This window comes from Pseudomonas sp. M47T1, assembly GCF_000263855.1.
Lineage (GTDB): Bacteria > Pseudomonadota > Gammaproteobacteria > Pseudomonadales > Pseudomonadaceae > Aquipseudomonas.
The window spans coordinates 75,382-89,232 of record NZ_AJWX01000001.1 but is presented as its reverse complement, the minus strand read 5'-3'; the positions used below and the strand labels follow the sequence as shown (position 1 = coordinate 89,232).

The window sequence follows — 13,851 nt, the reverse complement described above, 5'->3', positions numbered from 1 at the left end:
TAATGCAAAAAGGTTATTTATTTACTGGTTCTTAGATCATTTAGTCTTCTCGTCACAACAGCCATCCGGCCGCCTGACGAGGAGCTGCACCATGTCCCGATTCAACCCCCTACGCCTTCTGGCGGCCATTTCCCTGGCAGGCGCCGCGTTCATGGCCCAGGCCACCGACTTCACCGTTGCCTACCAGACCACCGTAGACCCAGCCAAGGTTGCCCAGGCTGACGGTGCCTATGAAAAGGCCACCCAGGCGAAGATCAACTGGCGCAAATTCGACGGCGGCGCCCAGGTGATTACCGCCGTGGCTTCCGGTGACGTGCAGATCGGCTACGTAGGTTCCAGCCCGCTGGCGGCCGCGGCCACCCGCCAATTGCCAGTGGAAACCTTCCTCATCGCCACCCAGATCGGCGCTGCCGAAGCGCTCGTTGCCCGCAACGGTTCGGGCATCAACAGCCCGCAAGACCTGGTAGGCAAGAAAATTGCCGTGCCATTCGTGTCCACCGGGCACTACAGCCTGCTGGCGGCGCTGAAGCAGTGGAAGATCGACCCGTCTAAAGTGACCATCCTCAACCTTGATCCACCGGCCATCATTGCCGCCTGGAAGCGCGGTGACATCGACGCTACCTACGTTTGGGACCCAGCCCTGGGCGTGGCCAAGGAAAGCGGCAAGGTGTTGATCACTTCGGGTGAGCTGGCCAAGCTGGGCGCGCCTACCTTCGACGCCTGGATCGTGCGCAAGGACTTCGCCGCCAAGCACCCGGAGATCGTCAAGGCCTTCGCCAAGGTGACCCTGGACGCCTACGCCGACTACCGCAAAGACCCGAAAGCCTGGCTGGCCAACCCGGGCAATGTCGACAAGCTGGTGAAGCTGTCCGGCGCCAAGGCCGCTGACATCCCGCTGCTGTTGCAGGGCAACGTCTACCCGCTGGCCGCTGACCAGGTTACTGCACTGGGCGCCCCCACTACCCAGGCCATCACCAACACCGCCACCTTCCTGAAAGAACAAGGCAAGGTCGACGCCGTGCTGCCCGACTACGCCCCGTACGTGAGCGCGCAGTTCGTTCAATAACCCTTTGGCCCCCATCTGCTCGGCTCTTGTGGGAGCGGGCCCTGCCCGCGAAGCACTCACCTCGATACCCCTGAAACACCGAGGTGGTCTTTTCGCGGGCAGAGCCCGTTCCCACACAAGACAGCAGTAAAGCCCGCACAAGGAACAGCCCCATGGCCCTGCTGCAACTCGAGCGCATCAGCGCACAGTACCCTGGCGCCGCGACGCCGGTGCTGGCCGACATCAACCTGTCCCTGGGCCCGCAGCAACTGCTGGTAGCCCTGGGCCCCTCGGGCAGCGGCAAGACCTCGCTGCTGAACCTGATCGCCGGGTTCGTCGAGCCCAGTGCCGGGCGCATCACCCTCGACGGCGTGCCGGTGAAAGGCCCCAGCGCCGAGCGCGGCGTGGTGTTCCAGGACGATGCCCTGCTGCCCTGGCAGGACGTGCTGGCCAACGTGGCATTCGGCCTGGAGCTGGCTGGCGTGCCCCGTGAAAAACGCGAACTGCGCGCCCGCGACATGCTGGCCCTGGTAGACCTGGCCGACTTCGGCAGCCGCCGCGTGTGGCAACTGTCCGGCGGGCAAAAACAGCGCGTCGGCCTGGCCCGCGCGCTGGCCGCCGACCCGCGCGTGCTGCTGATGGACGAACCCTTCGGCGCCCTGGACGCCTTCACCCGCGAGCAAATGCAGGAACTGCTGCTGCAAGTGTGGAAGCGCACCGCCAAGCCGGTGTTCCTGATTACCCACGACATCGAAGAAGCAGTATTCCTGGCCACCGACCTGATCCTGCTGGCGCCCAACCCCGGCCAAGTCGTTGAACGCCTGAGCCTGGACTTCGGCCAGCGCTACAGCGCCGGCGAGTCCGCGCGCTCAATCAAGTCCGACCCGCGCTTTATCGAAACCCGCGAGCACGTGCTGGCGCGGGTGTTCTCCCAACGTACCGCACTGCAACAGGAGCCGGCATGAGCAGCTACCAGGTCCCCGCCACCGCCCAGGCCACGTTGATCAAACCGGTGAAGCCGCGGCGCCAGCTGAGCACGCGCGCCATCAGCACCATCACCCTGCTGACCCTGCTGGCCATCTGGTGGGCCGTGACCGCCACCGGCCTGATCGAGCCGCTGTTCCTGCCCTCGCCCGGCGCCGTGCTGGGCAAGGGCTGGCTGCTGGCAACCAAGGGCTACATGGACGCCACCTTGTGGCAGCACCTGGGCGCCAGCCTGGGTCGCATTGGCCTGGCGCTGGGTTTTGCCGTTCTCACGGCGATCCCTATCGGCATCGCCATCGGCACCAACCGCATCGCCCGCGGCATCTTCGACCCGCTGATTGAGTTCTACCGCCCAATTCCGCCGCTGGCCTACCTGCCGCTGATCGTGATCTGGTGCGGCATTGGCGAGCTGTCCAAGGTGCTGCTGATCTACCTGGCCATCTTCGCCCCCATTGCCATCGCCACCGCCACCGGCGTGCGCACCGTGGACCCGGCCAAGCTGCGCGCCGCGCAGTCGCTGGGCGCCACCCGCGCACAACTGATCCGCCACGTGATACTGCCCAGCGCCCTGCCCGACATCCTCACCGGCGTGCGCATCGGCCTGGGCGTGGGCTGGTCCACCCTGGTGGCCGCCGAGCTGATCGCCGCCACCAGCGGCCTGGGTTTCATGGTGCAGTCGGCCGCGCAGTTCCTGGTCACCGACGTGGTGATCTTGGGCATCCTGGTCATCGCCATCATCGCCTTCGCCCTGGAAATGGGCCTGCGCGCCCTGCAACGCAAGCTGGTGCCCTGGCACGGCCAAAGTCATTGATTGCTGCTTACCTTGAATAACGAGATAGCCATGAGCCTGACCATCACCCCTATCAGCCCTGCCATCGGCGCCGTCATCAGCGGCATCGACATCGCCCAGCCGCTGGCCGCCGAACACCGCGACGCCATCGAACAGGCGCTGCTCCAGCACCACGTAATCTTCTTCCGCGACCAGCCCGTCACCCCGCAGCAGCAGGCACGTTTTGCCGCGCAGTTCGGTGACCTGCACATCCACCCCATCTACCCGAATGTGCCGGAACAGCCCGAAGTGCTGATCCTCGACACCGCCGTCACCGACGTGCGCGACAACGCCATCTGGCACACCGACGTGACCTTCCTGCCCACCCCGGCGATGGGTGCGGTGCTCAGCGCCAAGCTGATCCCGCCCTACGGCGGCGATACCCTGTGGGCCAGCGGCATCGCGGCCTACGAGGCGCTGTCCGAACCGTTCAAGCGCCTGTTGGATGGCCTGACCGCTACCCACGACTTCACCAAGTCCTTCCCGCTGGAGCGCTTCGGCAGCACCCCTGAAGACCTGGCGCGCTGGGAAGAAGCCCGCCGCAAGAACCCGCCGATCAGCCATCCGGTGATTCGCACCCACCCGGTGAGCGGGCGCAAATCGCTGTTCGTCAGCGATGGCTTCACCACTCGCATCAACGAACTGGAACCGGCGGAAAGCGAGGCCATCCTCAAGCTGTTGTTCGCCCACGCCACCCGCCCCGAGTTCTTCGTGCGCTGGCGCTGGCAGGAGAATGACGTGGCGTTCTGGGACAACCGCAGCACGCAGCATTACGCGGTGGATGATTACCGGCCTGCGCGGCGGGTGATGCAGCGTGCGACCATCTTGGGCGATGCGCCGTTCTGAAAGAAGCCGTAGCAACGGCTTCTCAAGAGTAATCCTCACGATCATGAGGTTTTTTGACAGTCGGGGTAGTTAATTTCTGAAATCCACATGAACGCGAGGATTTTTAACCCTAAGCTGCCAACCTCTGTCAGATCGTTTTTGCATCACATCCCCAAGCGCCCCTGCACACTTTCCAACAGCTCACAGCCCTCCTGAAGCAGTTGGTAAGCAATATCCGCCGCCACATTCAGGTCCTTGCCCTCGATTGAGCAAGAATTCATGCACGACAAGGATTCCATCAGGTTGCGCACCGTCTGGAAACGGCGGGTGGCGAACTCGAAGAGGTCGAGGTCGGGGCAGTCGGGGTTGATCAGGAAGATGGGGGGTGAGGCGTCGTGGTTGGTCATGGCAAGTACTCTGGACAGTTGAGACAGCCACCTTCGCTTGCACGCGAATGAGGTGGCAGCTATGCGCAGGTGTGCAAGACCGGTCCAGAGCCGGCAGACCCGAAGGCCTCCCACACATAGCCGCCATAACGAGCACAGCAGGCAATTCTACTGCCTGCTGTGCGCTTACGGGACTAAGTTTCTGGACAGGCTTGCACGCCCGGTCGCTGATGCTCAGCAACGCAGAGGACTATAGGGCGATGCCTGGGGCATCACTACCCGGCCACTTCCGATAACACTGTGGGAAAAATCCCAAGATTTGTGGTGCCTGCTTCCCGAGCTTCGCCCGGTCCCACACGGCTCGGGAAGCAGGCGACACGGATTTACTTCAGCACCGCGCTACTAACGTCCACACGCTTGGGCAACAACCGATTCTGATAAAACAAATCCGCCGTCACCTGCTGCGCAGCCATGATCTTGTCGTCAATCGGCGAGATGGGCGAAGGCGGACGGTTGTCGATGTACTGCGCCACCACCGCCTTGGGCAGGCTCATGTTGCCCGCCAGCACGTTGATGCTGTCCTCGCGCTGGCTGCGCGTCAGCGCTTCAGCTTGGCTTAGTTCGTCCAGCACGCTGTGGATAAACGGCCCATTCTGCTCGGCGTACTGCCGGCGCGCAGTGTAAAGCGGCCCGGACAGGCCCAGCCCGGTGCCATCGGCGAGTTTGCGGGTGTGGCCGTCACTGAGCGCCAGCGAGGAGTACGGGTCCCAGATCACCCAGGCGTCAACGCTACCTTGCTCGAAGGCGGCGCGGGCGTCGGCGGGGCTCAGGTAGATGGGCTGGATGTCTTTGTAGGTGAGGCCAGCCTGGTTGAGGGCGCGCAGGATCAGGTTGTGCGAGCTTGAGCCCTTCTGGAAGGCGACTTTCTTGCCCTTGAGTTCGGCCACGCTGTGCAGCGGGCTGTCGTTTTTCACCAGGATCACTTCCGCCGCAGGTTTGGACGGTTCGGCGCCGATGTAGACCAGGTCCGCGCCTGCCGCTTGGGCAAACAGCGGCGGGATGTCGCCGGTGGAGCCTACGTCCAAAGCGCCGACGTTGAGGGCTTCGAGCATCTGCGGGCCGGCGGGGAATTCGATCCACTGCACCTTGGTGTGCGGGAACTGTTTCTCCAGCAGGCCGTGTTCCTTGGCCAGCACCAGGGCGATGGAGCCCTTCTGGTAGCCAATGCGCAGCGCGGCCGGGTCGGCCAGGGCGTTGAAGGTCAGGGCGAGCAGGGACAGGCCGGCCGCCAGGCGTGCTAGTGGTTTCATCAGGGTTCTCGCAATGCGGGGCCGGGGGCCGAAAAGCCCCCGGCTTGGAAGGGTCACTCAGCCAGCGATGGCTTTTCCCACAGGTTGATGCCGCCTTCGACGGCGAAACGGTCGATGGCCGCCAGTTCTTCCTGGGTGAACGACAGGTTCTTCAGGGCACCGACGTTTTCGATGATCTGCTCGGGGCGGCTGGCACCGATCAACGCGGAGGTCACGCGCGGGTCGCGCAGGGTCCAGGCCAGGGCCATCTGGGCCAGGCTTTGGCCGCGTTGCTGGGCGATTTCGTTCAACGAGCGGATGTGCGCCAGGTTGCTGTCAGACAGGTGCGATTGCAGCAGCGAGCCGCCACCCGGCTTGTTCACCCGGGCGTCCTTGGGCACGCCGTTGAGGTACTTGTCGGTCAGCAGGCCCTGGGCCAGCGGGGTGAAGGCGATGACGCCGCTGCCCAGTTCGTCGGTGACGTCCAGCAAGTCTTTTTCCACCCAACGGTTAAGCAGGTTGTAGGCCGGCTGGTGGATCAGCAATGGCACTTTCCATTCCTGCAGCAGCTTGGCGATCTCGCGGGTTTTCACGCCCGAATAGGAGGAGATGCCGATGTACAGCGCCTTGCCTTGCTGCACGGCGGTGGCCAGTGCGCCGGCGGTTTCTTCCAGCGGGGTGTCCGGGTCGAAGCGGTGCGAATAGAAGATATCCACGTAGTCGACGCCCAGGCGCTGCAGGCTCTGGTCCAGGCTTGCGAGGATGTATTTGCGCGAGCCGCCGCCCTGGCCGTACGGGCCGGGCCACATGTCCCAGCCGGCCTTACTGGAGATGATCAGTTCGTCGCGGTACTGCTTGAAGTCTTCGCGCAGCAGGCGGCCGAAGTTGATCTCGGCGCTGCCGTAGGGCGGGCCGTAGTTGTTGGCCAGGTCGAAGTGGTTGATGCCCAGGTCGAAGGCGGTGCGCAGCAGGGCGCGCTGGGTGTCGATGGGCGTGCTGTCGCCAAAGTTGTGCCACAGGCCCAGGGACAGGGCGGGCAGCACCAGGCCGCTGCGGCCTACGCGGCGGTAAGGGATGGACTCGTAGCGGTCTTGCGCAGCGATGTAGGTCATCGGTTCCTCGCTTTTATAAACTGCTTTGTATTTTATCGTGGGAGCGGGCTCTGCCCGCAAAGCAAACACCGCGGTGTTCTTTTCGCGGGCAGAGCCCGCTCCCACGTCGCTGTCATGAGAGAAACCGGTTCGCAGGCCTTTCCAGCCCCAGGTTCTCGCGCAACGTTGTGCCTTCGTATTCGGTTCGGAACAGCCCGCGGCGCTGCAGTTCGGGCACTACGTAATCAGCGAAATCTTCCAGGCCGCCCGGCAAATGTGGCACCAGCACGTTGAAGCCATCGGCCGCGCCCTGCTCGAACCACTCCTGCAACTGATCGACAATCTGCACCGCGGTTCCGATCAGGCTGTAATGCCCACGGCCACCGGCGATCTTGCGGCCCAATTCGGCCAGGCTCAGGTTTTCCTGCCCGGCCAGTTCGGTCAACAGTTTCTGCCGGCTCTGCTGGCCGCTGTCGGTCAATGGCAGCTCCGGCAACGGCCCGTCCAGCGGGTAGCCGGACAGGTCGAAGTTACCCAGCATACGCCCCAACAGTGCCACACCCACCTCGGGCTCCACCAGTGCCTGGAAGGCTTCGAACTTCTCGCGCGCCTGGGCCTCGGTATCACCCACCACCACGAACACCCCGGGCATGATTTTCAGCGAGTCGTCGCTGCGGCCGAACTTGGCCAGTCGACCTTTCAGGTCGGCGTAGAACGCCTGGGCGTTGGCCAGCGAAGTCTGGGCAGTAAAGACCACTTCGGCGGTTTGCGCCGCCAGCTCACGGCCGGTTTCCGAAGAGCCGGCCTGCACAATCACCGGCCGGCCTTGGGGCGAACGGGCGACGTTGAGCGGGCCCTTGACCCGGAAATGCTCGCCCACATGGTTAAGCACGTGCAGCTTGGCCGGGTCGTAATACTGCCCGCCGGCCTTGTCGCGGGTGAAGGCATCGTCGGCCCAGCTGTCCCACAGGCCGGTGACCACTTGGTAAAACTCGCGGGCACGGCTGTAGCGGTCGGCGTGGCCAATGTGCTCGTCGCGGCCGAAGTTCTGCGCCTCGGCGGCGGCATCGGAGGTCACCAGGTTCCAGCCGGCACGGCCGCCCGACAGGTGATCCAGCGAGGAGAACTTGCGCGCCACATGGTAGGGCTCGTTGTAGCTGGTGGTGACGGTGCTGATCAGGCCGATGTGTTCGGTGACTGCGCTCAGCGCCGACAGCAAGGTCAGCGGCTCGAAGTGATCCGAGCGTGCCATGCGGCTGGCGATGTCGCCGGTGGCCGCCGCCACGCTGTCGGCCACGAACAGGGTGTCGAAGCGCGCGCGCTCGGCCACCTGGGCCAGGCGCTTGTAGTGCTTGAAATCAAGGCCGGCGTTGGCCGGCACATCAGGATGCCGCCAGGCCGCCACGTGGTGCCCGGTGGCCATCAGGAACGCGCCCAATTTCAGTTGTCGTGGTGCCTGGCTCATGCTTTAGAAGTCCTTGCGTACTTGAATGCCGAAGTAACGTTGGTCATCACGCGGTACCGCGCGGTAGACGTAGCCGGTGCCGGTCGCCAGCAGTGGCGAGTAGGACTTGTTGAGCAGGTTCTTGCCTTCCAGCGACACGCGCCAGCCGCTGCCATAGTCGGCCAGGGCGATGCTGCCGTTCCAGATGCCATAGGCACCCTGGGTGGTGCCGGCCGCCTGGCTGATGTCGTACTGCACTTTGCTCTGCCAGTTGTAGTCGGTGCCCAGTTCGATATCCATGCCGTTGTCCAGCGGGATGTCGTAGTCGGCGCGCACGTAGGTTTTCCAGTCAGGGCTGAACGGCAACGCGTTGCCATTGACGTTGCAACTGGCGGCAGCGCCAGCCGGGCAGCTGAACTCGTCGACGCGTGCATGGGTGTAGGCAAAGGAGCCGGACAGCTTCAGGTTGCGCGTAGCCTGCAGGGCCCAGTCACCCTCGACGCCTTCGGTGCTGACCGTGCCGGCGTTGATCAGGCGGGTCACCACCTGGTTGGCCACCGTGTCGTAGAAGTTGGCCTGGTAGTTCTGGTACTCGCTGTGGAACACCGCCAGGTTGGTGGTCAGGCGGTTGTTCCAGCTGGACGCCTTGACCCCCAGTTCCCAGGTGTTGGAGGTTTCCGGCTTCAGGGCCTGGGTGTCACGCGGCTGCATGTTGAAGAACACGTTGTAGGCCGGGCCCTTGTAGCCGCGCGAGTAGGTCAGGTAGCTGGTGACGTTGTCGCTCAGGTCGTACTGGAAGCCCAGGCGCCCGGACCAGCCATGGGCATCGGTGTCGCCCGAACTGCTGGTGCTGGGGTTGATACCGTTGACGGCCACGACCGAGGTGGACGTGCGCTCGTGGTCGTAGCTGAGGCGGTCGTGGGTCCAGCGCAGGCCGGCAATGCCGCGGAAGGTAGAGGTGAAGTTGAAGGTGTTTTCCCCGAATGCCGCGACGCTGTCGCTGGTGGTGCCGTAGTTGGCGATGCCGTCGTTGGTGGCCGTTGGGGTGATCAATGTACGCTCGTAGGTCTCCTTGTCCCGGGCGTGCATGTAGTAAAGGCCCGCCACGTATTCCATGAACTCGCCCTTGGGCGAAGCGATGCGGAACTCCTGGCTGTACTGGTCGTAATTCAGGGTGCCGCGGTCATCAATGCCGGGGTAGGTGGCGCTGATGTTCGCCAGGTGGTCGGCGTCTTGCCACTGGTCGTTGTTCCAGCCACGCCAGGCGGTGATGGACGTCAGGGTGTAGTCGCCCAGGTTCCAGTCGGCCTGCGCCGACAGGCCCTTGTTGTAGTCGTTGACGTGGGTGCGATAGTCGCTGGCGATGTCACGGTTGTGCGAGCTGGCTGTTACCGGCGACAGCGCACTGCCGAACGAGGCCAGGGTGCTGCTACTGATCACGCCGTTGGGCGCGTCGCTGGCCGAGTTCATGTAGTCGGCCGACAAGGTCAGCTTGAAGTCGTCGTTGGGGGTGAACTCCAGTTTGCCGCGCGCACCCTTGCGGTTGTAACCGTTGAGCGTCTGGCCGTTGGTCTTGTTGTGCACGTTGCCGTCGTAGTCGCTCACCAGCGCGGTGAGGTTGCCTTTCAGGGTGCCGGGAATCAGCGTGCCACCGATGCCGAAGCGGGTGCGGCTTTCGTTGCCCTGGTAGTAGGACTGCTCCACGTAGCCGTGGGTCTCGTCGGTGGGGGCCTTGGTGGTGATGTTGAGCACCCCGGCCGAGGCATTCTTGCCGAACAGGGTGCCCTGGGGGCCGCGCAGTACTTCGATGCGTTCCAGGTCCAGCAGGTCGAGGGTGGCCATGCCGGGGCGGCCATACACGACGCCGTCGACCACGGTGGCCACGGTAGGCTCCACACCCGGCGAAGTCGAAATAGTGCCCACGCCACGAACAAACAGCGAAGTGTCCTTGTTCGAGGCACCAGTACGGAAGTTCACCGTGGGGATCTGCTGGACGATGCTTTCGATGCTGGTGCGGTTTTCCCGGCCCAACTGTTCACCGTCGAGCACGGTCACGGCCACGGGCACCTTCTGCAGCGACTCTTCGCGGCGGGTGGCGGTGACGGTCACCGACTTGAGCACTGGCTCGGCGCTGCTGTCGCTGGCTGCAGCCGTGGCGTCCGCTGCCTGGGCAGCGCCCAGCGGCATGGCAGCGCAGGCAGCCAGGGTCCAGCCGAAGGCCTGGGCCAAGGTGGTGGTTTTGAAGCGATCCCCAAATCGGTTTTGCATGTCGATGCCCTGCTCGAAGGTTGTGGCCCTGGCCGTGGCTCTGCGGCCACTGCGTCTGTCGTTTCGCAGAAAGGTGTCGTGGGCATTCGCTCGAGCGAGTAGCAGACAAAGCACTTTGTTAGCGCTAACATCGAAAGTATCGGCAATGCATACATAGACCGTCCAATACTGAAAAATTACTTTTATATGCTTTTAAGTTTTATGAGGAGCAATGCGTGAGCGACGACAAGCGCAAACGCCGGGGCGCCGGGCGCGTGACATTGAACACCGTGGCCAAGCAGGCCGGCGTGTCAGCCATCACCGTGTCGCGCTATTTCAACCAGCCCGACCAGGTGTCGCCCGAGCGCCGTGAACGCATTGCTGCCGTCGTCAATGAACTGGGCTACGTGCCCAACCTGGTGGCCGGGGGACTGGCGTCGGCGCGGGGCAAGATCGTCGGCATGGTGATACCCAACATCTCCGGGCCGATCTTCGCCAACACCATCCAGGGCTTCAGCGACACCCTGAGCCGCCATGGTTACCAACTGCTGCTGGCGTCCAGTTACTTTTCCGTGGACCAGGAAGAAAGCGCCGTGCGCGCCTTCCTGGGCTGGTCACCGGCGGCGCTGGTGCTGACCAGCCACTTTCACAGTGAGGCCACGGAAAAGATGATCGCCGAGGCGGACATCCCGCTGATCGAGACCTGGGACTACCGGCCCGAGCGCAGCCCGATCCAGATCGGCTTTTCCCACTTCCAGGTGGGCGTCACAGCCGCGCGGTACCTGCATGGCAAGGGCTACCGGCGCATCGCCTTCGTGCAGAACAGTGCAGCCGGGGACTTCAGTGCCCTGGAGCGACGTGACGGTTACAGCGCGGCCATGGCTGAACTGGGCCTTGAACCGCAGGTGTATGCCCCGCAGGAAGGGCTTGCACCGTTTGAGGCGGGCAAGCAGGCCATGCAGGCGCTGATGGCCAGCCAGCCGCCGCCCCAGGCGATCATCTTTGCCAACGACAACCTGGCGGCCGGTGGGTTGCTGGCAGGGCAGCGGGCGGGGGTGAAGATCCCTGAGGATTGCGCAGTGGTGGGGTTTGGCGATTATCCGTTTGCCGAGATGCTGATGCCGAGCCTGACCACCATCAAACCGCCGGCGCTGGAGATTGGGGTGTTGGCAGCGACGCGGGTGTTGGAGAGTCTGGGGGAGGTGGACGTTGAGCGCCTGAATCTGCTGGAGTGCCGGCTGGTAGAACGCGAAAGCGCCTAGCCATGTGGGGCCGCAACCTGGCGGCTCTCACCATCGCTAAAGGCGGGTGTGAAGCTCGGGAAAAGGCCAACGCGCGCTACCTGAAAAAACCGCGGTGGCTGCTTCCCGAGCTTCGCCCGGTCCCACAGGGGGCGTGAGCATCTTCCTGGGTCAGCGCACCATATGCAGGAACTGCATGTGCCGCTCGTATTGATCGAGGATGTCGTTAATCACCTGCTCACGGGTGTAACCCACCAGGTCATAGTCCTGGCTACCCTCGGCCAGATGCACCTCGGCGCGGTAGTAACGGCGGTTCTTCAACTCCTTGGTGCCCATGCCGCCACGGGCGAACGACGGCGTGAAGTAGCCGCGCATCTGCACCTGGTAGATGAACGGGCGCTCTTCGCCGTGGCCGATTTCCAGGCTGACCTGGTCGTGGCTGAGGTCTTCCTGGGTGACGACCTTGAGGCCCTTCTCGGTGAACACCGCCGAGACTTCCTCGATCGCCGGGCGCACCAGGGTGTCCATGAAACGGTACACCTCGTCGCGCGATGGGAAGTGCACGGCCTGGCCCAGGCGCTGACGCCAGCCGCCTCGCCCGCGACGGCTGTTGGTGGCCACCGGTGCCAGGGAGTACATCTGCGCGATCTTGCGCTGGGACTCCAGGTAGAACGCCTTGTGCAGGCCCCACATCATGGCCAGCAGGATCAGCGAGAACGGCAGCGACGTCAGTACCACCGCGGACTTCAGCGAATCGATGCTGCCCGCGAACAGCAGGCCACTGGTGATGACGGCAGTCATCACGCCCCAGAACACGCGCAGCCACTTGGGCCCGTCTTCGTCGGCGTTGCCACCGCGGGCGGACAGAGTCGACAGCACCACGGTGCCGGAGTCTGCCGAGGTCACGAAGAACACGAAGCTAATGAACACCGTGACGGCGATCACTTCGCGGCTCCACGGGTAGGTCTGCAACAGCAGGTACAGGGTCTTGGCCGGGTCGGCCAGCGCCGACTGGCCCAGGGCGGTCATACCGTGGTTGAGCACCATGTCGATGGCGCTGTTCCCGAAGATCGACATCCACGCCAGGGTAAAGCCCAGCGGGATCAGCAGCACGCCGAAAACGAACTCGCGAATGGTGCGGCCACGGGAAATACGCGCGATGAACAGCCCCACGAATGGCGCCCAGGCTATCCACCAGGCCCAGTAGAACACCGTCCAGTTGCCCAACCAGTCGCTGGGTTTGTCGTAGGCGTAGACATCGAAGCTCTTGGTGGGCAGCGCCCCCAGGTAGTCGCCCACGTTCTGGATCAGCGTGGTCAGCAGGTGCTGGGTAGGCCCGGCGAACAGCACGAACAGCAGCAGCGCCACAGCCAGCAGCATGTTGATGTCGGACATCACCCGCACGCCCTTGTCCACGCCGGACACGGCGACGATGATCGCCGCGCCCATCATCAGCGTGATCAGGATGACCTGCACCCACTGGGTGTGCGGCACGCCGAACAGGATGTCCAGGCCGGAATTGAGGTGCAGCACGCCAAAGCCCATGTCGGCGCCCAGGCCGAACACCGTGGCGATGATGCCGAAGCCGTCCACGGCGTAGCCGATGGGGCCGTTGATGCGCTTGCCGATCAGCGGGAACAACGCCGAGCGCAGCGCCAGCGGCAGGTTATGCCGGTAGGCGAAATACGCCAGCGCCATCCCCACGAAGGCGAACACACCCCAACCGTGCAGGCCCCAGTGCAGGAACAGCAACTGCATGGCCTGGCGCGCAGCCGCCTGCGTGCCGCCCTCGCCTTGTGGCGGGGTAAGCATGTGGGTCAGGGGTTCGGAGACGCAGAAGAAAAACAGGGTAATGCTGATGCCGGCGGCGAACAGCATGCCGGCCCACGACAGGTAACTGAATTCGGGCTCGTCGTGGTCGGCACCGAGCTTGATCTTGCCGTAGCCAGACAAGGCGGTGACCACCACGAAGACCAGATACAGGGTCATGGCCAACATGTAATACCAGCCAACGGTGTTGGCGGCCCAGGCCTGTGCGGCGTTAAGCCACGCCCCGGCTTGCTGCGGGAACGCGATGACGACAATGCCAAACAGCAGGATGAAGCTGGCGGCGAAGTAGAACACCGGAGGGTTCATGCGGACATTGCCGCTGGCGGGAGAAGACGAGGCACTCATGGGCAGTGCACCTCGAAAGGCGGGAAAACAGCTGAATAGAGCGTTTTCAGCAAGGGATGACCTCCTGTAGAACGCGGAACGCGAACATCTTTTAAATTGAACAACCGTTCAATTTAACCACAGATGGCCACTCCAGACCAAACCGGGCGCCCCGGCGCCTTTAAAAATCGACTGCTGTGAGATGTGGAAGCGGCGTCTGTGGGAGCGGGCTCTGCCCGCGAAGAGAACGCTGCGGTGTATCAGTCAACCCGCAGTGTGGCCTTCGCGGGCAGAGCCCGCTCCCACAGCAGCAAAA

At 63.7% G+C, this 13,851-nt stretch carries 11 protein-coding genes; 5 read left to right on the top strand and 6 right to left on the bottom strand.

What is annotated here, in order from left to right; all coding sequences use genetic code 11:
• Positions 1–91: 91 nt before the first annotated feature.
• The 4 genes from tauA (at position 92) to tauD (ending at position 3,704) form a co-directional block, all read left to right on the top strand.
• Complete coding sequence (gene tauA, locus PMM47T1_RS00405) at positions 92–1,066, top strand: taurine ABC transporter substrate-binding protein (RefSeq protein WP_008364715.1); 975 nt, start codon at positions 92–94, stop codon at positions 1,064–1,066.
• A gap of 152 nt (positions 1,067–1,218) precedes the next feature.
• On the top strand, positions 1,219–2,010 hold the full coding sequence (gene tauB / locus PMM47T1_RS00400) for a taurine ABC transporter ATP-binding subunit (protein ID WP_008364713.1): 792 nt from the start codon (positions 1,219–1,221) through the stop codon (positions 2,008–2,010).
• Positions 2,007–2,840 carry a taurine ABC transporter permease TauC gene (gene tauC, locus PMM47T1_RS00395; protein WP_008364712.1) on the top strand — a complete coding sequence of 278 codons (834 nt, stop codon included), beginning with the start codon at positions 2,007–2,009 and terminating at the stop codon, positions 2,838–2,840. The genes tauB and tauC overlap by 4 nt, the downstream gene beginning before the upstream one ends.
• 30 nt (positions 2,841–2,870) lie before the next feature.
• A complete protein-coding gene (gene tauD, locus PMM47T1_RS00390) occupies positions 2,871–3,704 on the top strand; it encodes a taurine dioxygenase (protein ID WP_008364710.1) in 834 nt (277 codons plus the stop codon).
• A 143-nt stretch (positions 3,705–3,847) separates the two neighbouring features.
• On the opposite strand, the gene PMM47T1_RS00385 is transcribed toward tauD, so the two are convergent.
• The 5 genes from PMM47T1_RS00385 to PMM47T1_RS00365 all read right to left on the bottom strand — a co-directional run bounded on the left by PMM47T1_RS00385 (position 3,848) and on the right by PMM47T1_RS00365 (position 10,161).
• On the bottom strand, positions 3,848–4,090 hold the full coding sequence (locus PMM47T1_RS00385) for a hypothetical protein (RefSeq protein WP_008364708.1): 243 nt from the start codon (positions 4,088–4,090) through the stop codon (positions 3,848–3,850).
• Between the two features lie 362 nt (positions 4,091–4,452).
• On the bottom strand, positions 4,453–5,379 hold the full coding sequence (locus tag PMM47T1_RS00380; protein ID WP_008364707.1) for a sulfonate ABC transporter substrate-binding protein: 927 nt from the start codon (positions 5,377–5,379) through the stop codon (positions 4,453–4,455).
• A gap of 53 nt (positions 5,380–5,432) precedes the next feature.
• Positions 5,433–6,470: an L-glyceraldehyde 3-phosphate reductase gene (mgrA, locus tag PMM47T1_RS00375; protein ID WP_008364705.1), complete on the bottom strand. Its 1,038-nt coding sequence runs from the start codon at positions 6,468–6,470 to the stop codon at positions 5,433–5,435.
• A gap of 112 nt (positions 6,471–6,582) precedes the next feature.
• Complete coding sequence (locus PMM47T1_RS00370; protein WP_008364702.1) at positions 6,583–7,914, bottom strand: LLM class flavin-dependent oxidoreductase; 1,332 nt, start codon at positions 7,912–7,914, stop codon at positions 6,583–6,585.
• 3 nt (positions 7,915–7,917) lie between these two features.
• A complete protein-coding gene (locus tag PMM47T1_RS00365; RefSeq protein ID WP_008364700.1) occupies positions 7,918–10,161 on the bottom strand; it encodes a TonB-dependent receptor in 2,244 nt (747 codons plus the stop codon).
• Positions 10,162–10,376: 215 nt separating this feature from the next.
• Between PMM47T1_RS00365 and PMM47T1_RS00360 the strand changes: the two genes are divergently transcribed.
• Positions 10,377–11,402, top strand: coding sequence for a LacI family DNA-binding transcriptional regulator (locus tag PMM47T1_RS00360; RefSeq protein WP_008364699.1), 1,026 nt, complete (start codon positions 10,377–10,379; stop codon positions 11,400–11,402).
• Positions 11,403–11,552: 150 nt separating this feature from the next.
• On the opposite strand, the gene betT is transcribed toward PMM47T1_RS00360, so the two are convergent.
• A complete protein-coding gene (gene betT / locus PMM47T1_RS00355; RefSeq protein WP_043300589.1) occupies positions 11,553–13,517 on the bottom strand; it encodes a choline transporter BetT in 1,965 nt (654 codons plus the stop codon).
• Positions 13,518–13,851: the final 334 nt, after the last annotated feature.